The 22,267-nt window shown below is 65.2% G+C and carries 22 protein-coding genes; 11 read left to right on the plus strand and 11 right to left on the minus strand.

What is annotated here, in order from left to right; genetic code table 11:
* Positions 1-108 precede the first annotated feature (108 nt).
* Positions 109-420, plus strand: a complete 312-nt coding sequence (locus BLV15_RS14590) for a hypothetical protein (RefSeq protein WP_090229696.1) — start codon at positions 109-111, stop codon at positions 418-420.
* Positions 421-825: 405 nt separating this feature from the next.
* Here the strand turns inward: BLV15_RS14590 and BLV15_RS14595 are convergent, their stop codons facing one another.
* A complete protein-coding gene (locus tag BLV15_RS14595) occupies positions 826-2,289 on the minus strand; it encodes an MFS transporter (RefSeq protein WP_090229698.1) in 1,464 nt (487 codons plus the stop codon).
* Between the two features lie 210 nt (positions 2,290-2,499).
* Between BLV15_RS14595 and egtB the strand changes: the two genes are divergently transcribed.
* Together egtB and egtD are read left to right on the plus strand one after the other, a co-directional pair.
* Positions 2,500-3,792 carry an ergothioneine biosynthesis protein EgtB gene (gene egtB, locus BLV15_RS14600; protein WP_090229701.1) on the plus strand — a complete coding sequence of 431 codons (1,293 nt, stop codon included), beginning with the start codon at positions 2,500-2,502 and terminating at the stop codon, positions 3,790-3,792.
* Between the two features lie 2 nt (positions 3,793-3,794).
* The gene (egtD, locus tag BLV15_RS14605; RefSeq protein ID WP_090229704.1) at positions 3,795-4,757 is read left to right on the plus strand and encodes an L-histidine N(alpha)-methyltransferase; all 963 of its coding nucleotides are present in this window, start codon (positions 3,795-3,797) and stop codon (positions 4,755-4,757) included.
* Positions 4,758-4,811: 54 nt separating this feature from the next.
* On the opposite strand, the gene BLV15_RS14610 is transcribed toward egtD, so the two are convergent.
* Positions 4,812-5,189 (minus strand): transcriptional regulator, encoded by a 378-nt coding sequence (locus BLV15_RS14610; protein WP_090229707.1) that lies wholly within the window; start codon positions 5,187-5,189, stop codon positions 4,812-4,814.
* 169 nt (positions 5,190-5,358) lie between these two features.
* Here BLV15_RS14610 and BLV15_RS14615 point away from each other — a divergent pair, with 169 nt between their 5' ends.
* Complete coding sequence (locus BLV15_RS14615) at positions 5,359-7,101, plus strand: S8/S53 family peptidase (RefSeq protein WP_090229710.1); 1,743 nt, start codon at positions 5,359-5,361, stop codon at positions 7,099-7,101.
* 58 nt (positions 7,102-7,159) lie between these two features.
* The gene (locus tag BLV15_RS14620) at positions 7,160-7,435 is read left to right on the plus strand and encodes a hypothetical protein (RefSeq protein WP_090229712.1); all 276 of its coding nucleotides are present in this window, start codon (positions 7,160-7,162) and stop codon (positions 7,433-7,435) included.
* An 86-nt stretch (positions 7,436-7,521) separates the two neighbouring features.
* On the opposite strand, the gene BLV15_RS14625 is transcribed toward BLV15_RS14620, so the two are convergent.
* Positions 7,522-8,844, minus strand: coding sequence for a DEAD/DEAH box helicase (locus BLV15_RS14625; protein WP_090229715.1), 1,323 nt, complete (start codon positions 8,842-8,844; stop codon positions 7,522-7,524).
* A gap of 90 nt (positions 8,845-8,934) precedes the next feature.
* Positions 8,935-9,834 carry an EamA family transporter RarD gene (gene rarD, locus BLV15_RS14630; RefSeq protein WP_090229717.1) on the minus strand — a complete coding sequence of 300 codons (900 nt, stop codon included), beginning with the start codon at positions 9,832-9,834 and terminating at the stop codon, positions 8,935-8,937.
* 304 nt (positions 9,835-10,138) lie between these two features.
* Here rarD and BLV15_RS14635 point away from each other — a divergent pair, with 304 nt between their 5' ends.
* Positions 10,139-12,061, plus strand: coding sequence for a hybrid sensor histidine kinase/response regulator (locus tag BLV15_RS14635; RefSeq protein WP_090230384.1), 1,923 nt, complete (start codon positions 10,139-10,141; stop codon positions 12,059-12,061).
* An 80-nt stretch (positions 12,062-12,141) separates the two neighbouring features.
* Complete coding sequence (gloA, locus tag BLV15_RS14640) at positions 12,142-12,528, plus strand: lactoylglutathione lyase (RefSeq protein WP_090229720.1); 387 nt, start codon at positions 12,142-12,144, stop codon at positions 12,526-12,528.
* A 134-nt stretch (positions 12,529-12,662) separates the two neighbouring features.
* Here the strand turns inward: gloA and BLV15_RS14645 are convergent, their stop codons facing one another.
* Entirely contained in the window at positions 12,663-13,880 is a 1,218-nt protein-coding gene (locus BLV15_RS14645) for an argininosuccinate synthase (protein ID WP_090229723.1), read from the minus strand.
* Between the two features lie 117 nt (positions 13,881-13,997).
* Entirely contained in the window at positions 13,998-14,918 is a 921-nt protein-coding gene (locus tag BLV15_RS14650; protein WP_407072428.1) for a flagellar protein MotY, read from the minus strand.
* 212 nt (positions 14,919-15,130) lie between these two features.
* Between BLV15_RS14650 and pyrC the strand changes: the two genes are divergently transcribed.
* From pyrC to bfr, 4 genes are all read left to right on the plus strand, one after another.
* A complete protein-coding gene (pyrC, locus tag BLV15_RS14655; protein ID WP_090229727.1) occupies positions 15,131-16,177 on the plus strand; it encodes a dihydroorotase in 1,047 nt (348 codons plus the stop codon).
* Complete coding sequence (gene rnt, locus BLV15_RS14660) at positions 16,174-16,848, plus strand: ribonuclease T (protein WP_090229730.1); 675 nt, start codon at positions 16,174-16,176, stop codon at positions 16,846-16,848. Before pyrC ends, rnt begins: the two co-directional genes overlap by 4 nt.
* A 314-nt stretch (positions 16,849-17,162) precedes the next feature.
* Positions 17,163-17,378 (plus strand): bacterioferritin-associated ferredoxin, encoded by a 216-nt coding sequence (locus tag BLV15_RS14665; protein WP_090229731.1) that lies wholly within the window; start codon positions 17,163-17,165, stop codon positions 17,376-17,378.
* 196 nt (positions 17,379-17,574) lie between these two features.
* Positions 17,575-18,045, plus strand: a complete 471-nt coding sequence (gene bfr, locus BLV15_RS14670; protein WP_090229734.1) for a bacterioferritin — start codon at positions 17,575-17,577, stop codon at positions 18,043-18,045.
* Positions 18,046-18,146: 101 nt separating this feature from the next.
* On the opposite strand, the gene grxD is transcribed toward bfr, so the two are convergent.
* The 5 genes from grxD to BLV15_RS14695 form a co-directional block, all read right to left on the minus strand.
* Positions 18,147-18,473 carry a Grx4 family monothiol glutaredoxin gene (grxD, locus tag BLV15_RS14675; protein WP_090229736.1) on the minus strand — a complete coding sequence of 109 codons (327 nt, stop codon included), beginning with the start codon at positions 18,471-18,473 and terminating at the stop codon, positions 18,147-18,149.
* 94 nt (positions 18,474-18,567) lie between these two features.
* Positions 18,568-20,676, minus strand: coding sequence for a molybdopterin oxidoreductase family protein (locus tag BLV15_RS14680; RefSeq protein WP_090229739.1), 2,109 nt, complete (start codon positions 20,674-20,676; stop codon positions 18,568-18,570).
* 161 nt (positions 20,677-20,837) lie between these two features.
* The gene (locus tag BLV15_RS14685; protein ID WP_245728199.1) at positions 20,838-21,212 is read right to left on the minus strand and encodes a response regulator; all 375 of its coding nucleotides are present in this window, start codon (positions 21,210-21,212) and stop codon (positions 20,838-20,840) included.
* A gap of 140 nt (positions 21,213-21,352) precedes the next feature.
* The gene (locus tag BLV15_RS14690) at positions 21,353-21,598 is read right to left on the minus strand and encodes a hypothetical protein (protein WP_090229744.1); all 246 of its coding nucleotides are present in this window, start codon (positions 21,596-21,598) and stop codon (positions 21,353-21,355) included.
* Positions 21,599-21,603: 5 nt separating this feature from the next.
* Positions 21,604-22,071 carry a response regulator gene (locus tag BLV15_RS14695; protein WP_090229747.1) on the minus strand — a complete coding sequence of 156 codons (468 nt, stop codon included), beginning with the start codon at positions 22,069-22,071 and terminating at the stop codon, positions 21,604-21,606.
* Between the last annotated feature and the right edge of the window lie 196 nt (positions 22,072-22,267).

A 22,267-nucleotide genomic window follows, 5' to 3' on the forward strand; every position in this document is an offset into this window, starting at 1 on the left:
AAGCGGTGAACGAAACGCTTCGTCGGTTGACGACGCTCCGTCGGCGCTGCGGAACCCTTCGGCAGGCACAGGTCTCTACCCTACTCCCGCCGCAACCTGGAGGCCGCCATGACCACCACCCCCGTGGAAATCGACAACGCCATGAAACTCGCGACCGAGGCGTTCCTGCCGCTCGGCTGCGTGACCAGCGTAAACACCGAGGACGACAGCTTCGGCTTCACCGTGATGAGCGAAGGCGGCAGCGAACTGCTCGGCGTACCGCACGTGCCGCGCACCCAGTATTCCGACCCGATCCGCCTCGCCGGGGTGTTCATGCAGGCGCGCCAGGATCTGAAGAAGAAAGGCGTCGAGCTGGAAGACTGGGAGATGCCCTTCATCACCGACGACAGCGCCATCCCGGAAACGCCGCCGAACTATTGAGGCTCATCGGCCTGGTTTTTCCGATGGTGGGTAACGCCGCGCGGGCTTCGTTGAACGAACCGAATCGTACGAGTCGCGGCCTAAACCACCCTACGAAACTACGAACCCCTAACTGTAGGGTGGGTTAGCGGCCTCTCTTGATGCTGGCAACGCCACCCATGCCCATTGCCGCGTAACCCACCAAGCGCATTCCCGGCGAAACACCGCCCGGTGGGTTACGCCGTGAGGACCTCGTCGCCTGCCTGAACCAACCGAGTCGCGGCTTTACCCACCCACGAAATATCGCCCCCGAAACTCCGAACCCGACCGTAGGGTGGGTTAGCAGCCCCGCTCGATATCTGCAACACCGCCAATCCCTACCGCCGCGAAACCCACCAGGCGAAGTCCCGCCGAAGCACATTCCCCTCACACCTGCGACAACGGCGCCGCGACGCTTTCCAGCGATTTGCGCTCCGCCGCGACGCCCCACACCGCCTGGACCACACCGCCCGCCAGCATCAGCACCGCGCCGATGGCGTAGCCGATGAAGACGTTCTCGCGGCTGGCGCTTTCGATCAGTTGGCCGAACAGCAGCGGGCCGACGATGCCGCCCAGGCCGGTGCCGAAGGCGTAGAACACGGCGATGGCCAGGGCTCGGATCTCCAGCGGGAAGGTTTCCGCCACCGTGAGGTACGCCGAGCTGGCCGCTGCCGAGGCGAAGAAGAAGATCACCATCCAGGCGACGGTCTGCTGCGTGGCATCCAGCAGGCCCTGGCGAAACAGCCAGCCGCTGATCAGCAGCAGGACGCCGGAAAGGATGTAGGTGGAACTGATCATGATCCGCCGGCCGATCACGTCGAACAGCCGGCCGAGCAGCAGCGGCCCGCAGAAGTTGCCCAGGGCGAACGGCAGGATGTACCAGCCCACCCGCTCGCTGGGCACGCCGTAGAAATCGCTGAGCACCAGGGCGTAGGTGAAGAAGATCGCGTTGTAGAAGAACGCCTGGGAGGTCAGCAGCGTCATGCCCACCAGCGCGCGCCGGCGAAGCCGGGAAAACAGCGCATGCAGCACTTCGCGCAACGGCGTGTGATCGCGGCCGCGCAGGCGCAGGCGCTGTTCCGGCGGCACCGGGGCCAGCCGATGGCCATGCTTGCGAAAGCGCTGCTCGATGTCCTCGACGATCCGCGTGGCGGCGTCCGGCTGGTTGTGGATCAGCAGCCACCGCGGGCTTTCCGGCAGCCACAGGCGCATCAGCAGGATCAGCAAGCCCAGCGCGGCGCCGAGGCCGAAGCACAGGCGCCAGCCGAGGTCGCCACCGGCCACGCTGGCATCGAGCAGCAGCACCGAGGCCATCGCGCCGAGCGCGGCGCCGATCCAGAAGGTGCCGTTGATCGCCAGGTCGACCCAGCCGCGAAAGCGCGCCGGGGTGAATTCCTGGATCGTCGAGTTGATCGCCGAGTATTCGCCGCCAATGCCGGCGCCAGTGAGGAAACGAAACGCCAGGAAGCTCCACAGGCTCCAGGAAAATGCCGTCGCCGCGGTCGCGCCGACGTAGACGATCAGGGTGATGAAGAACAGCTTGCGGCGCCCCAGGCGGTCGGCGAGCCAGCCGAAGAACAGCGCGCCGATCACCGCGCCGGCGATGTACGCGCCGCCGGCGAGGCCGATGCCGGCATTGCTCAGACGCAGCGCCGGGCTGTCCTTCAGGGCGCCGGCAACGGAGCCGGCGAGTGTCACCTCCAGGCCGTCGAGCAGCCAGGTGATACCCAGCGCGATCACCAGCAGGGTGTGGAAGCGCCCCCAGGGCAGGCGGTCCAGCCGCGCCGGCAGATCGGTCTCGTAGACGCGCTCGGCGTGTGGGGCCTGGGGGCTGGGCAGGGCTGACGTCATCGCGAACTCCCGCTGGCGGACCGACGCGATAACCGCCCGGCTGATGAAGCTCAGAGCCGCCCGGCGACCCGGGAGTTCGACGGCCATCGGAAAGCACACCCGGCGTGCGCGTCGGCCTAATAACCGCTGAAACTTTCGTTATGCCAACCGGTCGGTTCAAGAGGCCCACGCGATTCGAGCGTCGGCCGAACGCTCCCTGGAGGGACCAGCATGAGCAACCTGGCTCGACCGATTGCCGCCCTACCCATCCGTTTCGATGACCTGCTCGCCCGCTTCCGGCAGGTCCGCACCCTCAGCGAATCGATCTGCGCGCCCTTGCAGGTCGAAGACCATGTCATCCAGAGCATGCCCGACGTCAGCCCGCCCAAATGGCACCTGGCGCACATCAGCTGGTTCTTCGAGGCATTCCTGCTCAAGCCCTACCTGAAGGGCTACCGCTCGCCGGACGCCGCCTACGACCACCTGTTCAACTCCTATTACGAAACCCATGGCACGCCGTTCCCGCGCGCCAGCCGCGGGCTGATCTCGCGGCCGGGCGTCGCCGACGTCTATCGCTTCCGCCAGCATGTCGATCAGTGCATGGGCGAGCTGCTGAGCAACCCGCCGGCGGAGTTCGCCGCGGAGATCGCCCGGCGCGTCGAGCTGGGCCTGCAGCACGAGCAGCAGCACCAGGAGCTGCTGCTGATGGACATCAAGCACATCCTCGCGCAGAACCCGCTGCACCCGGTCTACCGCAGTGATCTGCGCCCGGCGCCCGGCGCCACGGCAGGCTCGGTGCAGCGCTGGCACGACTATCCCGGCGGCCTGCGGCAGATCGGCCATCCCGGCGGCGAATCCTTCGCCTTCGACTGCGAGCTGCCGCGCCATCGCCAGTTCCTCGAGGACTTCAGCCTCGCCAGCCGCCCGGTGAGCAACGCCGATTACCTGGCCTTCATGCTCGACGGAGGCTATTCGCGCTCGGACTTGTGGCTCTCCGACGGCTGGGCGCAGGTCAAGCAGGCCGGCTGGAACGCGCCGCTGTACTGGCTGCGCCACGAGGACACCTGGCACGAGATGACCCTCGGCGGGCTGCGCCCGCTGGACCTTCACGCACCGGTCTGCCACGTCAGCTTCTTCGAGGCCGACGCCTATGCGCGCTGGGCCGGGGCGCGCCTGCCCGCCGAAGCGGAATGGGAGATCGCCGCCGCCGAGCAGCCGGTGCGCGGCAACTTCCTCGACAGCGACCACCTGCAACCGGTGGCCGACCTCTCCGGCGACGGCCCGAGCCAGTTGTTCGGCGACGTCTGGGAATGGACCGCCAGCGCCTTCCGCCCGTATCCCGGCTTCCGCCCGCTGGAAGGCAGCCTCGGCGAATACAACGGCAAGTTCATGTCCGGCCAGATGGTCCTGCGCGGCGGCTGCTGCGCGACCCCACCGGAGCATGTGCGCGCCACCTACCGCAACTTCTTCTACCCCCATATGCGCTGGCAATTCGCCGGCTTCCGCCTGGCCAAGGAGATTTGAGCATGGCTCTCGCCGTTCGCTTCCACGATCAACGACAGTGCGAGGCCGGTGCCTCCCTGCGCGACGAGGCCCTGGCCGGCTTTGCTGCGAAGACCAAGCAGATTTCGCCGAAATTCTTCTACGACCGCCGCGGCTCCGAGCTCTTCGAGCAGATCTGCAAGCAACCGGAGTACTACCCGACCCGCACCGAGGAGCTGATTCTCAGCCGCGCGGCCAACGACATCGCCGAAATCGCCGGCCAGGACGCCAACCTGGTCGAGCTGGGCAGCGGCGCCAGCCGCAAGGTGCGCCTGCTGCTCGAGGCGATGCACCCGGCCAGCTACCTGGGCATCGACATTTCCGAGGATTTCCTGCTCTCCAGCACGCGCCGGCTGGCGGCGGATTACCCCTGGCTGGAAGTGCACGCCTCCTGCGCCGACTTCTCGCTGCCGATGACCCTGCCCGACGGCTTCGACGGCGCGCATCCGCTGGCGTTCTTTCCCGGCTCGAGCATCGGCAATTTCAGCCCCGAGCAAGCCCTCGCCGTCCTGCGCAACCTGCATGAGCTGCTCCCCGCGCAAGGCGGCCTGCTGGTGGGCGTCGACCTGGTGAAGGACAAGGACCTGCTGGAGGCGGCCTACAACGACGAAGCGGGCGTGACCGCCGCCTTCAACCTGAACCTGCTGCAGCGCATCCGCCAGGAGTTGGACAGCGACATCGATCCGGATCGCTTCATCCACCACGCGTTCTTCAACGAAGCGGAATCGCGCATCGAGATGCACCTGATCAGCCCGCAGGCGCAGGACGTGACCATCGAAGGCCGGCGCTTCCACTTCGAGCGTGGCGAGAGCCTGCACACCGAGAATTCCTACAAGTACACCCCGGCCAGCTTCCGCGACCTGGCGGGCAGTGCCGGATTCAAGGCGGTGGCAATGTGGACCGACCCGCGCGAGCTGTTCAGCGTGCATTACCTGCAGCGCGACTGAGGCACGGCGGTGGAGACGCAGGGTGCGTGACGGCACCCTGCGAGGCTGTGGTTATCAGGCCGCGAGGCTGTCGAAGACTTCCGGCACCAGCGCCGCTTCGCCCTTGGCGTCGAGCTGGCTGCGTGCGCCCTGCGGGTCCGGGCCATCGCTGTCGAGCAGATCCAGCAGTCGCATGCCGCGCTCGGTGAGGATGAAATTCACCCCGTTACCGCCCAGCTCTTCCGGACGCGGTTCGATGAAACCGCCCTGCAGCAGTACGCCTTCGAGGTCGCCCGCTTCCTTCTTCAGCGAGTCGACATTGCCCACCGTTTCGCCCTGATTGGCCTTCTCGCCGGCCAGTTCTTCGGCGTAGACGCGGGGCGCGAAGTTCTTCCCGGAGGAGTCCTGCACCTCCAGCAGCAGCCGTTCGATCAGGTCCCAGTTGTAACTCATAGCCACCTCTCTTGGCGGATGTGCCATCGGGTTCATTACCTAATTCCGACTCGCACCCACGGCCGATGGTTCGCGGCGCACCCCGGAACAATGGTCGCAGCGCACCGGTCAGAGGCTAGGGTTCGCGCCGCCTGCAGCCCTGCCTTCCGTTCCCGGCGCGCCTTCGATCATGGAGTTTTCGATGCTGCGCCCCCTGCTTCCGCTGCTCATGCTGTCCGCCCTCGCCCAGGCCGACGAACCGCTGCGCATCGAGCGGCTGCAACGTTGCGAGGACCTGCTGAGCGAGCGTCAGGTTTTCTGCGCCGGCACCCGCGGCCTGGCGGCTGGCGAGGTGAAGGTGTTGCTCGGCGGCAAGGCACTGCCCGCCTCCGCACTGCGCCGCGACGGCGACCGCCTGCGCCTGGACCTGGACGCCCGCCCCAGCGCGCCGCTGTGGATCGAACAGGGCGAGCGACGCAGCAATCCGGTATGGCTGAGCATGGCCGGCAGCCACGTACTGGCGGCAAAACCGAACGAAGTGGCGAAGAACATGGACGGCCTGACCACCTACGTCGATCTCGTCAGCCTGATCATCGAGGAGCGCTTCGACGGGCGTAAGGAAGCCGAGCGCCTGGCGCAGAAGTACGGCGCCAAGGTGGTGGGCGCCATCGCGCCCCTGAATACCTACCAGTTGCGCCTGCCGGCCGCCGACCTGGTGCAGCGCGACGCCCTCGTCCTGCGCCTGGGCAGCGAGGTCAGCGTCGACGCGGTGGTGGTGGAGGAATCCGCCGCAGAGTCCAGCGAGGCTGGCGCCGCCACCGAGCAGAAGCCGGACAAGGACGAATGGGCCGCCAACCGCTTCCTCGACGCGGTGAATTACTACCAGCGCCGCGTTCCGGCGAAACAGGCGCCTATCCAGGCGACACCGATCCGCATCGGCATCATCGAACGCGACGTGGATTTCGACGCCGCCGACTTTTCCTCATACCTCGCCCCCTGCGACCCGCAGCGGCGCACCTGCCTGTACGCCCGCGACGCCGACAAGCCCGACGGCCACGGCAGCACCGTCGCCGGGATTCTCGCGGCGAGCTGGAACCAGGGCGGCAACACCGGCTTTCTCAGCGGCCTTGACGGCGCCAGCCGAGGCTTCGAGGTGATCGTCGAGCGCAACTCGGACGCCGGCATCACCGCCAACGTCGCCGCCTCGGTGAACCTGGTCGAGGACGGCGCGCGGGTGATCAACTGGAGCTGGGGCATCCACCGGGTCGGCGCGAAGAACGTCGACGGCGACGAGGTGGACTCGCTGATCCGCTCCGGTCTCGCCATGGGCGGCTACGAGGAACTGCTCGAGGAGTTCTTCCTCTGGCTGCGCAAGGAGCATCCCGACGTGGTAGTGGTGAACTCGGCCGGCAACGGCTCGTCGTTCTCCAGCACCGACGAATACCGGCTGCCCTCCTCGTTCGTCACCGACCAGTTGCTGGTGATCGGCGGCCACCAGCGCAGCGAACGCGACGACGTGGCGGTCGACGATCCGGCCTACGTGGTCAAGCGCGCCTCGTCGAACGTCGACATGCGCGTGGACATCACCGCCGCGGCCTGCACCCACGCCTCGACCCTGCGCGCGGACGAAGTCGGCGAGGTGCATTGCGGCACCTCCTACGCCACGCCGATGGTCAGCGGCGTGGTCGCCGCGATGCTCTCGCTGAACCCGAGCCTGGCGCCCGCGCAACTGCGCATGCTGCTGCGGCGCAGCGCCATGACCATCGGCGGAAACTACGATTTCGAGCCCATGGACGCGGACGACCTGACCGCGCCGATCCTGCCCTCGGAGCGCAACTACGAGCTGCGCAACAAGGACGTCGGCCGCTCCGCCCGGCTGGACATGCAGAAGGCGCTGGACCTGGCGGTGCAGAGCCGGGATCGGGTGCGCTGAACTTTACCCGAGCGGCGGCGATCCATTTTTTGGGACCAGACCGAAAAAGGAGTTGCCCATGAAAAGCCTGATTTGCCTGACCGCCAGCGCGGCCCTGTTCGCCGCGACGCCGATCTTCGCCGAGTGTACACCCGAGCAGGCGACTGCGAAGGCCGAACAACTGGCACAGAAGGTCAGCGCGATTACCGAGAGCAATCCGCAGAAGGCCAAGGAGATCAACGACGAGCTGAAAGCGATGAAACTCAAGAACACCACCGACGGCATGCCCGACGAGTGCGCGACCTATGACCGTCGCCTGAAAGAGTTCGACGAAGTGGACCGCAAGACCGAATAACGCCGCGACACCGCCTTGCGTGCACGAGGCCCCTCCCGATCACGCAGCGCCGTTGCGGCGCTGCGATCGCGCAACTCCAGCCCCGCTTATTCTTCCGCCGGCTTGCGCTTCTTCAGCGGCGCCAGGCCGTCCTGGCTGACCAGCGTCGACGCCGCCGGGCGCTTGGCCACCGGCTTGCGTTTCGCCGGAGCCTTGGCCGCGCCCTTCTTGTCGTCGGTCTTTTTCTTCTTCGCGCCGACTGCCTTGCCGGACGCCTTGACCTTCTTCGGTCCCTGGTAGACGCCCTTCAGTTCCTTGATCACACGGCGTTCGAAGCGCTGCTTGAGGTAGCGCTCGACGCTGGACATCAGGTTCCAGTCGTTGTGGCAGATCAGCGAAATCGCCAGGCCGTCGTTGCCGGCGCGACCGGTGCGGCCGATACGGTGCACGTATTCGTCGCCCGAACGCGGCATGTCGAAGTTGATCACCAGGTCCAGGCCCTCCACGTCGAGCCCGCGGGCGGCGACATCGGTGGCGACGAGGATCTTCACGCCGCCCTGCTTCAGGCGGTCGATGGCCAGCTTGCGGTCCTTCTGGTCCTTCTCGCCGTGCAGCACGAAGACCTTGTGGTCGCTGGCCACCAGGCGCCCGTACAGGCGGTCGGCCTGGGCGCGGGTGTTGGTGAAGATGATCGCCTTCTGGTACGTCTCGTTGGCCAGCAACCAGTGCACCAGGCGTTCCTTGTGAGCCGGATCGTCGGCCGTGATGATCTGCTGGCGAGTGCCTTCATTGAGCTCGCTGATGCTGTTCAGGCGCAGGTGCTGCGGATCGCGCAACACCGCGGCGACCATCTCGCGCAGGCCGTTGCCGCCGCTGGTGGCGGAGAACAGCAGGGTTTGCGCGCGGTTCGCGCATTCATTGGCCAGGCGCTGGACGTCGTCGGAGAAACCCATGTCGAGCATGCGGTCGGCTTCGTCGAGGACCAGCAGTTCGACTTCCTTCAGATCGAGGTTGCCGGCGTTGAGTTGCTCGATCAGCCGCCCCGGCGTACCGATCAGCACGTCCGGCACCTTGCGCAGCATCGCCGCCTGGTACTTGAAGTCCTCACCGCCGGTGACCAGCCCGGACTTGATGAAGGTGAACTGCGAGAAACGCTCCACTTCCTTCAGCGTCTGCTGCGCCAGCTCGCGGGTCGGCAGCAGGATCAGCGCACGGATGCGCACGCGCGGCTGCGCATCGCCGATCAGACGGTTGAGCATCGGCAGCACGAACGCCGCGGTCTTGCCGCTGCCGGTCTGCGCCGTCACCCGCAGGTCGCGCCCTTCCAGGGCCGGCGGAATGGCCGCCACCTGGACCGGCGTCGGCTCGACGAATTTCAGCTCGGCGACGGCTTTGAGCAGGCGTTCATGCAGGGCGAATTGGGAGAACACGGGGCGTAACCTCGAAAAAAACGGAAAATCAGGCGCATAGCCTAACGGTTGTCGCGGCAAAAGGCCGCTTTTCTTCGGCGAGCGGCCCGCCTAAGCGCGGTTGAGCCGGGCCTGCCTGCGCAATACCCGCGCGCTGTCGGCGGCGCTCAGCAGCACGGCCAGCCAGATCGGCAGGTAGGTCCACAGCTTCGCCTGGTCGAAGGGTTCGCCGAGCAGCGCCAGCGATACCGCGAACAGCAGCACCGGCTCGCTGTAGCTCAGGATGCCGAACAGCCCGAGCGGCAGCAGCCGGCTGGCCGCCATCATCGCGGCGAAGGCCAGGGTGCCGAGCAGTGCGAACCCCGGCAGCAGCCAGATCAGCGCCGGCGCCTGGGTGAAGAGGTCCTGCGGGCCGTGGGCGACGATCAGCCAGATCGCCAGCGGAGCCAGCACCAGCATTTCCAGCAGAAAGCCGGACAAGGCATCCAGCCGCATCCAGCGACGCAGCATGAAGTACGGCGGGTAGCCCAGCGCCGTCACCAGGGTCACCCAGGAAAACGCCCCGGTTACCCACAGCTCATGCAATACCCCGAGGCCCGCGCAACAGACGCCAAGGCGCTGCAACGGGCTCAGGCGCTCGCCGTAGAACAGCCTGCCCACCAGCACCATCGCCAGCGGCAGGAGGAAGTAGCCGAGCGACACCTCCATCATCTGCCCGGCCAGCGGCGCCCAGACGAACAGCCCCCACTGCACGCCCAGCAACACCGCCGCCAGCGGGCAGGCGAGCACCAGCAGCGGCTCGTTGCGCAGGCGGGTCAGGACCTGGCGGAACGTCGCCCACTGCCCCGTCAGTAGCACCAGGGCGAACACCGCGGGCAACGACCAGAGCACCCGCTGGGCGAACACCTGAATGCCATCCAGCGGCGACAAATGCTGGACATAGCCGGGCATCAGGGCGAACAGCACGGAGGCGGACAGGGAAAACGCGACGCCTTTGCCGGAGAGATTCACGAAGAGGATCGACCTGAGAATGAACGAGAGCGAACGTCCGAGAGGTCTGCGGGCCCGTTCTTTCGCCAATGATAACAGTCACTTGAGATGACAGGGATGCCGCGCCGATTTCCCCGGCGATGGCGGCCGGGCCGCAGCGGCTCGTCGGAACGAAGCGTCTCTTCAGCGCGACGGCAATCTCCTACCAAACGGGTCAACATAGAATGGCGAAAACGGGCATCATGCCCGGCCGATTTTCCGCGGCTCGGCCAGAGCCTGCCCTGTGCAGCGGGCGCGCCACCCGTCCAGTCGAATAGTGATGACCATGCTTCCTCCCGCCAGTGTCGAGATTCCTCCAGAACCCGATCGCTACCGATTGCTCATCGAGTCGATCACCGACTACGCGATCTACATGCTCGATGTGAACGGTCACGTGAGCAGTTGGAATGCCGGAGCACGGCGCTTCAAGGGCTATGAGGAAGCGGAGATCCTCGGCGAGCATTTTTCCCGTTTCTACACCGAGGAAGACCGCGCCACCGGACTGCCGCGCCGGGCGCTGAAAATCGCCGAGAGCGAAGGCCGCTTCGAAAGCGAAGGCCTGCGCGTGCGCAAGGACGGCACGCGGTTCTGGTGTCATGTGGTGATCGACCCGATCCGCTCGGGCGATGGCCAGTTGCTTGGCTTCGCCAAGGTCACCCGCGACCTCACCGAACGCCGCGCCGCGGAGGAGTCGCTGCGGCGCTCCGAACAGCAGTTCCGCCTGCTCGTACAGGGCGTGACCGACTATGCGATCTACATGCTCGACACCACGGGACGCATCACCAACTGGAACGCCGGTGCACAGCGCATCAAGGGTTATCGCCCCGAGGAAGTCATCGGCCAGCATTTCTCACTGTTCTACGAGGAACAGGACCGCGCCAACGGTCTTCCCGACAGGGGCTTGCGCACCGCGATGAACGAGGGCCGTTTCGAGAGCCAGGGCTGGCGGGTACGCAAGGACGGCACGCGGTTCTGGGCGAGCGTGGTCATCGACCCGATCCACGATGACGCCGGAACGCTCATCGGCTTCGCCAAGATCACCCGCGACATCACCGAATCGATGGAGGCGCAGCGCGCCCTGAAGCTGACCGAGCAGGCGCTGTTCGAGTCGCAGAAGATGGAGGCCCTCGGCCAGCTCACCGGCGGCGTGGCGCACGATTTCAACAACCTGCTGATGGTGATCCTCGGCAGCCTGGAAATCGCCCGCAAGCGCTTGCCCGACGACGCGCGCATCACGCCGCTGCTGAACAACGCCATCCAGGGAGCCCAGCGCGGCGCCTCCCTCACCCGGCGCATGCTGGCGTTCGCGCGGCGCCAGGAGCTGAGCCTGGAGCTGATCGACCTCGCTGGCATGATGCATGGCATGTCCGACCTGCTGCACAGCTCGCTGGGGTCGGCGATCCACATCGAAACCCGCTTTGCGCTCGACCTTCCCTCGGTGAAGGCGGACGTGAACCAGCTGGAACTGGCGATCCTCAACCTGGCGGTGAATGCCCGCGACGCCATGCCCGGCGGTGGCGTGCTCACCATCGAGGCATGCCAGCGCCACCACGCCGGCGATCAATCCCGGCTGCAGCCCGGCGCTTACGTCTGCCTGTCGCTGACCGACACCGGCGAAGGCATGGACGCCGAAACCCTGGCCCGCGCCACCGAGCCCTTCTTCACCACCAAGGGCGCCGGGAAAGGCACCGGGCTGGGCCTGTCGATGGTGCATGGCCTCGCCGAGCAGATGGGCGGAAGGCTGCTTCTGAGTAGCCGTGTTCCCGGCGGAACAACCGCCGAGCTGTGGCTACCGCTCGCGGCGCAGGCGCCTGCCGAGGTCCCTCGGCAAAGCGAGGCGGCATCACGGCTGGCCATCCAGCCGAAGACGGTGCTGGTGGTGGACGACGACCCGTTGGTGCTCACCAGCACGGCCGCCATGCTCGACGACCTCGGCTATGGCGTCTACACCGCCGATTCCGGCGAAGAGGCGCTGGAGAGGCTCGGCGCTGGCGGCATCGACATCCTCGTCACCGACCACGCGATGCCGGGCATGAGCGGAACCGAACTGATCGATCGTGCCCGGGCACTGCGCGGATCGCTGCCGGCGCTGATCGTCACGGGCGTCGTCGAGGACGCCTGCAGCGGACTACCGCGCCTCTCCAAACCCTTCGACCAGCGCGCGCTGTCCCAGGCGCTGGACGCCCTGGAACGGACCAAACCACAGTGACGGCCCGGTGTGCTCACGCTCCGGGCAGGCACCGCGGAAGGGCCGTATAATCGTTGGCCAGCCTGATGAGGACACACACCATGCGACTTCTACACACCATGCTTCGAGTGGGCGACATGGATCGCTCCATCGACTTCTACACCCGGGTTCTGGGAATGACGCTGCTGCGCCGCAACGACTATCCGGAAGGCAAGTTCACCCTCGCCTTCGTCGGCTACGGCAACGAGGCCGAACACAGCGCCATCGAACTGACCCATAACTGGGGCGTGGACAGCTACGAGATCGGCACCGGCTACGGCCACATCGCCATCGAAGTCGAGGACGCCGCGAAGGCCTGCGACGACATCCGCCACAACGGCGGCAGCGTCACCCGCGAGGCGGGCCCGATGAAGCACGGCACCACGGTGATCGCCTTCGTCGCCGACCCGGACGGCTACAAGATCGAGCTGATCGAAAAGTCGACCTGATCCGCGATTGCGATGCCCTGAAACGCAAAAACCCCGGCGCGAGGCCGGGGTTTTCTTATGCGTTGCCGTACACCTGGGGGACCTGGCAGGCCCGCCGGACCGCCGGACCGCCGGACCGCCGGACCGCCAGACGCTTAGAACAGCGTGCGGCCCTTGCCGGCGGCGATGCGCATGCGCAGCGCGTTGAGCTTGATGAAGCCCGCCGCGTCCGCCTGGTTGTAGGCGCCGCCGTCTTCCTCGAAGGTGGCGATATTGGCGTCGAACAGCGAGTCGTCGGACTTGCGCCCGGTGACGATGACGTTGCCCTTGTACAGCTTCAGGCGAACCACGCCGTTCACGCTGGCCTGGGACGCATCGATCATCTTCTGCAGCATCAGACGCTCGGGGCTCCACCAGTAGCCGGTGTAGATCAGGCTGGCGTACTTGGGCATCAGCTCATCCTTGAGGTGAGCGACTTCGCGGTCCAGGGTGATCGACTCGATGGCGCGGTGGGCCTTGAGCATGATGGTGCCGCCGGGGGTTTCGTAGCAGCCGCGGGACTTCATGCCCACGTAGCGGTTCTCGACGATGTCGAGGCGACCGATGCCGTTCTCGCCGCCGATGCGGTTCAGCTCGGCCAGTACGCTGGCCGGGCTCATTTCCTTGCCGTCGATGGCCACGATGTCACCGGCGCGATAGGTCAGCTCGATGTAGGTCGGAGTATCCGGCGCCGCTTCCGGCGACTTGGTCCAACGCCACATGTCTTCTTCGTGCTCGGTCCAGGTGTCTTCCAGCACGCCGCCTTCATAGGAGATGTGCAGCAGGTTGGCATCCATGGAGTACGGCGACTTCTTCTTGCCGTGGCGCTCGATCGGGATCGCGTGCTTCTCGGCGTAGTCCATCAGCTTCTCGCGGGACAGCAGATCCCACTCGCGCCACGGGGCGATGACCTTCACGCCTGGCTTGAGCGCGTAGGCGCCGAGTTCGAAACGCACCTGGTCGTTGCCCTTGCCGGTGGCGCCGTGGGAAATGGCATCGGCGCCGGTTTCGTTGGCGATCTCGATCAGGCGCTTGGCGATCAGCGGGCGAGCGATGGAGGTACCGAGCAGGTACTCGCCTTCGTAGACGGTGTTGGCGCGGAACATCGGATAGACGAAATCGCGGACGAACTCTTCGCGCAGGTCGTCGATGTAGATTTCCTTGACGCCCATGGCCTGGGCCTTGGCACGGGCCGGCTCGACCTCTTCGCCCTGACCGAGGTCGGCGGTGAAGGTCACCACTTCACAGTTATAGGTGTCTTGCAGCCACTTCAGAATCACCGAGGTGTCCAGGCCACCGGAATAAGCCAGGACTACCTTCTTCACGTCCGCCATGCCATCGCTCCACGGGGTTGTACGAAAACCGTGGATTCTACCGACCGCGCGGTCCGATTTACAGGGGCGCGACAGGCAAAGACAGCTCGGCGACAGAGGAGCGCCCCGCCGCAGGACTCAGGACGTACCGGCGGTGGCGGGTGGCGTAGGCGCAGGCGCCGCCGGCTCGGTGGGCTTGCCCGGCGCCGTTTCGCGCGACAGGTGCAAGGTAACGCGGCGGTTCTTCTCGCGGTTGGCAGCGCTGGTATTGGGCACCAGCGGATACTGTTCGCCGTAGAAGCGCACGGTGATCTGCTCTTCGCCGATGCCGTTGGCCTTGAGGTACTGCTCCACCGCCAGGGCGCGGCGCCGCGAGAGGTCGCGGTTGCTCAGGCGGTTGCCGCTGTTGTCGGAATAACCGTCGAGGCTGAAGCGGTTGATGCTGGGGTCGGCCTTGACCAGTTGCAGAATGATGTCGAGCTTGGCGCGGGTGGTGTCATCCAGTTCGGCACCGCCGCCGGGAAAGCCCAGCGTCGCCTGCTTCACCTGGTCGTAGTTGACCGGCAGAAGCTTGGCGGTGCAGCCGAGGTAGTCGTTGTAGGCCTTGCTGAAGTTGGTCGGCAACAGGCGGACTTCCAGGCTGTCGCCGCCCTGCAGCGTGCGATGGCGAACCAGCGGGCTGCGCCCTTCCAGCAGCCCGGTGAGCAGGCGGCCGGCCTGCTGCTGAGTGCTGCTGAACGGCACGTCGCCATTGCCCACCGTCACCGCACCGAGGTTGATGTCGCCGCGTCCCGGCTGCCAGGGCGCCGCCGCAGCCAGCAGCGTCGCAGACCCTCTGTCCAGCCAGTGCTCGCGGGCATTCAGACGGAACACCGCCTGCTCGCCGGCCTTGCGCACGAACTCGCCGCTGCCGAAGTCGGTGACGGGTTGCGACAGGCGGCATTCGAACTGATCGCCCTGCACCTGCCACTCGGCCTTTTCCAGACGGGTCTGGAAAGAAACGGCGGCGGCGGGCGCACAGGCGAACGCACAGAGCAGGGCGAAATAACGCTGGCGCACGGGAGGCTCCACGATGAAAAACCACATTCCCGATGGGTATCGGTGCCTTGGCGGAAAACTTGAAGGTCGCGACGCGCTTCGGCGAATGGCCAGCATGGCCTCGCTCACCCTGCGAATCGGCGCCCCAGGGCGGCGGCGCACGGAACTGCGGCGTGCCGCCACAGCGCTTTTCCGGTAGCATTCCCGACAGCTTTCACCGTTTGGAAACCTTCATGTCCGACCGCCTTACCCTGCTGCGCCCCGACGACTGGCACATTCACCTGCGCGACGGCGCGGCGCTGCCGTTCACCGTCGGCGATGCGGCCCGCAGCTTCGCTCGCGTGATCGTCATGCCCAACCTGGTGCCGCCGGTACGCAATGCCGAAGAAGCCGCCGGTTATCGCGCACGCATCCTCGCCGCGCGGCCGCAAGGCAGTCGCTTTGAGCCGCTGATGGTGCTCTACCTCACGGACCGTACCCAGCCCGAGGACATCCACACGGCCAAGGCATCGGGATTCGTGTACGCCGCCAAGCTCTACCCCGCCGGCGCGACGACCAATTCGGACTCCGGCGTGACCAGCATCGACAAGATCTTCCCGGCGCTCGAAGCCCTGGCCGAATGCGGCATGCCGCTGCTGGTGCACGGCGAGGTGACGCGAGGCGAAATCGATGTGTTCGATCGGGAAAAGGTCTTCATCGACGAGCACCTGCGTCGAGTGGTCGAACGCTTCCCTACGCTGAAGGTGGTTTTCGAACACATCACCACCCAGGAAGCCGTGCAGTTCGTCGAGTCCGCGCCGGCCAACGTAGGCGCGACCATCACCGCCCACCACCTGCTGTACAACCGCAACCACATGCTGGTCGGTGGCATCCGCCCGCACTTCTATTGCCTGCCGATCCTCAAGCGCAACACGCACCAGGAAGCGCTGCTCGGCGCGGCCACCAGCGGCAATCCGAAGTTCTTTCTCGGCACCGACTCGGCGCCCCACGCGCAGCATGCCAAGGAAAACGCCTGCGGCTGCGCGGGCTGCTACACCGCCTACGCCGCCATCGAGCTGTACGCCGAGGCGTTCGACCAGCGCAACGCGCTGTCGCGCCTGGAGGCCTTCGCCAGCCACTTTGGCGCCGACTTCTACGGCCTTCCACGCAACCAGGATCGCATCACCCTGGTTCGCGAAGACTGGAAAGCCCCCGCTACCCTGCCCTTCGGCGAACATGCCGTTGTACCCCTGCGCGCCGGGGAAACCCTGCGCTGGCGCCTGCTGGAGACCAATGCGTGAGTGAAGATCAGTACGACGACGAACTCGACGGCAGCCTGCCGAGCGGCCCGCGCCATCCGATGGCGCTGCGCTTCCGCGGCTATCTGCCGGTGGTCGTGGACGTGGAATGCGGGGGCTTCAACGCCGCCACCGACGCGCTGCTGGAAATCGCCGCGGTGACCATCGGCATGGATCAGGACGGCTTCCTGTTCCCCGAGCACACCCATTTCTTTCGCGTCGAGCCGTTCGAAGGCGCGAACATCGAAGCGGCCGCGCTGGAATTCACCGGCATCAAGCTCGACCATCCGCTGCGCATGGCCGTCAGCGAGGAAACCGCGCTCACCGACATCTTCCGTGGCGTGCGCAAGGCCGTCAAAGCCAATGGCTGCAAACGGGCGATCCTGGTCGGGCACAACAGCGCCTTCGACCTCGGCTTCCTCAACGCCGCGGTGGCGCGCACCGGCATCAAGCGCAACCCGTTCCACCCGTTCTCCAGTTTCGATACGGCGACCCTCTCCGGCCTCGCCTACGGCCAGACGGTGCTGGCGCGCTCCTGCCAGTCCGCCGGGATCGATTTCGACGGTCGCGAAGCGCACTCCGCCCGCTACGACACCGAGAAGACCGCCGAGCTGTTCTGCGGCATCGTCAACCGTTGGAAACAGATGGGCGGCTGGGAAGACTTTGACGACTGATCGTTATCAGCCCTGGAAAAGCCCGGCACGACCGGGCTTTTTTTCGCCTGCGAATCGTGCGATCTACACTCAGGCACCTCACCGTCACCCGCAACCGCCTCCTGCCCAGTGCGCTAGCTCTGCGACCAGGCAACCGCTCATCGCCAGCCCAGCATCTTCTTGGCGCAAGGCCCTGTTCTTGACCCTCACGGGCCACTTAACTGATTGATTCGTATCGATTATCTGCGAACGTGAATGCGAGCCCCGATCTTTTGACTATCATTCTCATTTAGATTAGTATCGCTCCATCGACTCAACCTGATGAGCCCTTATCTATGTATGTCTGCCTCTGCCAAGGTGTCACCGACGGACAAATCCGCGATGCGATCTACGAAGGCTGCTGCAGCTACCGTGACGTGCGCGAGACCTTGGGCGTAGGCAAGCAATGCGGCAAGTGCGCCTGCCTTGCCAAACAGGTGGTACGCGACACCATCGGCGAGGCTCAAAGCCAGGCCGCGGCGAATTTCTCGGGAAATTTTGTCGCCGCCTGAAGATCGGATTTTCAAAAAACCGGACGCTATGTCCGGTTTTTTTATGCCTGAATTCAACGGTTTAGCGTCGCGATGCGGAACTCAAACATTCTCATTCGGATTTTAATCTTCTTGCAATTCAATAACTTAGGTTTGACTTAAACTTTTGACCGCGACAAACTTCGAGCCTGCCCTCACCTTGCGACAGGACCCGGCCATGAAAGGCGACAAGCAAGTCATCCAGCACCTGAACAAAATCCTCGGCAACGAGCTCATCGCCATCAACCAGTACTTCCTGCATGCACGCATGTACGAGGACTGGGGCCTGGAAAAACTCGGCAAGCACGAGTACCACGAATCCATCGACGAGATGAAGCATGCGGACAAGCTGATCAAGCGCATCCTCTTCCTCGAAGGCCTGCCCAACCTTCAGGAACTGGGCAAGCTGCTGATCGGCGAGAACACCAAGGAAATGCTTCAGTGCGACCTCAACCTGGAGCACAAGGCGCATGCGGATCTTAAATCGGCCATTGCCTACTGCGAGAGCGTCGGTGACTACGCGACCCGCGACATGCTCGAGGACATCCTCGAGTCCGAAGAGGAACACATCGACTGGCTGGAAACCCAGCTGGGCCTGATCGACAAGGTCGGCCTCGAGAACTACCTGCAGTCGCAGATGGACGAATAAATTCGCGGCGACTGAACGAAGGCGGGCCTAGGCCCGCCTTTTTCATGCCCGCAGAAACAGAAAACCCCGCCGAGGCGGGGTTTCTGCTTAGGGGGCGCGGATCAGGCGTCGGCTTTGCCGGTGGCAGCCTTGATCAGTTGCTGCAGCTCGCCCTTCTCGAACATCTCGGCAAGGATGTCGCTGCCGCCAACCAGCTCGCCACCGACCCACAGTTGCGGGAAGGTCGGCCAGTTCGCGTACTTCGGCAGGTTCGCGCGGATTTCAGGGTTCTGCAGGATGTCCACGTAGGCGAATTTCTCGCCACAGGCCATTAGTACCTGGGTAGCGCGAGCCGAGAAGCCACACTGCGGGGCGTTCGGCGAGCCTTTCATGTACAGCAGGACGGTGTTGTTGGCGATCTGCTCTTTGATGGTTTCGATGATATCCATGGGGTCACCTCGGCTGACTATCCGACCCAATGGCCGGCACGGTGGCGGCATTGTAACGGAAAGCCGCCGCCGGCGCTCAACCCCGGTATTGCGCTCAGGCGGCCTCCACCCGCACGGGCACGCCATTCAACGCGGCATTGCCGGACAACGCATCGAGTTCGCGTTCATCGGTGAGGTCGTTGGCGCTGGCGCCCGGCTGCGCGCTGGCGATGCGGGCCTGCACGCCAGGACGCGCGTGTCCCCAGCCATGCGGCAGACTCACCACGCCGGGCATCATCTCCTCGCTGGCGGCGACCTCCACCTCGATCAGCCCCACCCGCGAGCTGACCCGCACCCGCTGCCCGTCGGCCAGGCCGCGCGAAGTCAGATCCTGCGGATTCATCAGCAACTGATGGCGAGGCTTGCCCTTCACCAGCCGGTGATAGTTGTGCATCCAGGAATTGTTGCTGCGTACATGGCGACGACCGATGAGCAGCAGCTCGCCCGTCACCGGCTGTTCGACCGCCGCGAAACGCGGCAGGTCGCTCAGCAGCAAGGCTGGCGCGGCCTCGACCTTGCCCGACGGCGTCTTCAGCCTCGCCGCCAGGTTCGGCCTGAGCGCACCGAGGTCGAGGCCGTGCGGGTAGTCGCGCAGACGCGCGAGGCTCAGCTGGCGCGGCGAACGCTCACCGTGCGGGCCGTGTCGCAGGCCCAGATCGATCATCTGCTGCGGCGACAGGGTCGGCTTCAATTCGACGCCGGTCTGCTTCGCGAAGGCCTGGGCCAGGCCGACGAAGATTTCCCAGTCATCCAGCGCACCCTGCGGCTTGGCCAGCACCGCTTCGTTGAAACGCGTGACGTTGCGCACGGCCAGCAGGTTGAAGGTGGAATCGTAGTGGTCGTGCTCCAGCGGCGAGGTCGGCGGCAGGATCAGGTCGGCGTAGCGGGTCGACTCGTTGATGTACAGGTCGATGCTGAGCATGAACTCCAGCCCGTCCAGCGCCTGCTCCATCTGCCGGCCGTTGGGCGTGGAGAGCACCGGATTGCCGGCCACGCTGATCAATGCGCGAACCTGTCCGTCGCCGGGCGTGAGGATTTCCTCGGCGAGCGCGGAGACCGGCAACTCGCCGCCGTACTCGGGCAGGCCGGAAACGCGGCTCTGCCAGAGATTGAAATGCCCGCCGGAGGTGCTCGCCACCAAGTCGACCGCAGGCTCGGTGCACAGCACGCCACCTTCGCGATCGAGGTTTCCGCTGACCAGGTTGATCATCTGCACCAGCCACTGGCACAGGGTGCCGAACGCCTGGGTGGATACGCCCATCCGGCCGTAGCACACCGCCTTGTCGGCACTGGCGAAATCCCGCGCCAGCTGGCGGATCTGCTCGGCCGGGATGCCGCAACGCGGGCCCATGAGTTCGGCATTGAAGGGCGCCACGGCGCGGCGCACCTCATCCAGGCCCGCCACCGGCAAATGAGTGTCGCGGGTGAGGTTTTCCTCGAACAGGGTGTTGAGCAGGCCGAACAGCAGCGCCGCGTCCTGGCCAGGGCGGACGAACAGGTGCTGGTCGGCTATCGCCGCGGTCTCGCTGCGCCGGGGGTCGACCACCACCAGCTTGCCGCCCCGGCTTTTGATGGCCTTCAGGCGTTTTTCCACGTCCGGCACGGTCATGATGCTGCCGTTGGACGCCAGCGGGTTGCCGCCGAGGATCAGCATGAAGTCGGTGTGGTCGATGTCCGGAATCGGTATCAGCAGGCCGTGGCCGTACATCAGGTGACTGGTGAGATGGTGCGGAAGCTGGTCGACCGAGGTGGCCGAGTAGCGGTTGCGGGTCTTCAGCAGGCCGAGGAAGTAGTTGCTGTGGGTCATCAGCCCGTAGTTGTGCACGCTGGGGTTGCCCTGATACACCGCGACCGCGTTCCGCCCGTGCCGTTGCTGGATATCGGCCAGGCGCTCGGCAGCGTAGGCGAAGGCTTCGTCCCAGGCCATTGGTTCCCATTCGTTGCCCACCCGGCGCATCGGTTGGCGCAGTCGGTCAGGGTCGTCCTGGATATCCTGCAGGGCAACGGCCTTGGGACAGATATGCCCGCGGCTGAAACTGTCTTCAGGGTCGCCCTTGATCGAGAGGATGCGCTGCGAACCGTCGGCCTGGGTCTCGGTTTCGATGTTCAGGCCGCAGATGGCTTCGCACAGGTGGCACGCACGGTGGTGGAGGGTTCGGCTCATGGGCACGCCTCGTCTTGTTGTTCTAGCCGACCGGTCGGGTCGGGTCGGCGGATGACGAGACTATGGCGCGAAATGAAGGTGTTCACCACGAGCCTTCGCGGCATGAATCGACCGGCATCATGTACGCCGATTTCCGCGCTGGGGTCTGGCGCGTGGCGCCGTCACTCGGAGACGGCGAGCAACTCGTCGATCGAATGATCAAGCTGGTCGAGCATGAAGGGCTTGCCGAGCAGCAGCGCGTTCATCTGCTTGAAGCTTTCGGCTTCCCACACTTCGTAGGGGTGCCCGCTGATGAACAGCACCTTGATGTCCGGCAGCGAGCGCAGCGCCGCCTCGGCGACCATCAGACCGTTCATGCCGTCGTTCAGACGGAAATCCGAGATCAGCAGATCGACCGAATGATGACCGTCCAGCAGGGCAATCGCCTGCTGCGCAGTCTCGGCACCGAACGCTTCATAGCCGCTCCCTTCCAGGTGCTCCACCAGAAGCGAAAGGATCGACGGTTCGTCATCAACAACGAGGATGGACTTAGGCAAAACGGACACCGCTAAAGTTTGTTGGCATTTTCATCGAGACCGCGTACCGCTCATTTTTACAGACCCGGCCGGCCGCCTTTAATTCCGGCGAGCGACTAATGCAGACAAAAGGACGCGAGCGAACGTTGCGCGAGGAAAACTCAGCGCCGGGTGAGCCGCTCAAGAATCTGCGCGGTGGTGCGCTCAGCCTTGGATTCGGCGGACAGCTCCCTGGTCAGAATGCCCAGGACCAGCATCAGTTGGCCACGCACGGCGGGGCTCAGCTCATCCCAGTTGTCCAGCAGCGTCTCGAAGAGCAGCGCCCCGGTTACCGAGGGCGCGAAGTCCGGCAGGTCGTCCGTTGCGATCAGGCGTGTCAGCGCGGCGAGCAGCTCCTTTTCGGTCATACGACTCAGGCCCCGAAGTCCGGCGGCGGTTGATCCTCGATGTGCAGTTCACGACGGACCACGGCGAGCATGTTCTGCAAATCCACCGGTTTGAGCAGGAAGTCGATGACGTTGAGGTGCATCGCATCGATCGCGTCCTGCATGTCCGCCTGGCCGGACATGATCACCACCGGCAGTTCCGAACGTTCCGACTCGCGCACCCAACGAACCAGTTCCAGGCCACCGCTGGGCCCCATGCGCAGATCGGTGACGATCAGCGAGATGGTCGCGCGTTTTTTCAGCAGACGAATGGCGGACTCGACGCCATCGGCCGGAAAACAAAGGATCCCATGGATATGGAAGACTTCGGCAAGCAGTTCACGGAACGCTTCGTCGTCGTCGACCAGAAGCACTGCCGGCCGCGAGATCTCCGGTTCGTGAACCACCTCGGACAATGCTTTCTGCTCCTCCTTGCTCAACAAATCTTCGTCCATACATCTCTCTTGATATCGATGGAATAGCCGCTTTAGGGAAAAAAACCCGGCAAAACAGCGGCTCTCAATGACCGGTTACAGTACGTGGCGATTGGCCACTTGGCGTGCCAACGGCGACGAGCGGCATCTCCAGGACACCAACTGCGCAGGGTCGATGGCAGGCAGACACGTGCATTCGTGCAACGTTTGACCACCG

The sequence above is a fragment of the Pseudomonas kuykendallii genome, from assembly GCF_900106975.1.
GTDB classification, from domain to species: domain Bacteria; phylum Pseudomonadota; class Gammaproteobacteria; order Pseudomonadales; family Pseudomonadaceae; genus Pseudomonas_O; species Pseudomonas_O kuykendallii.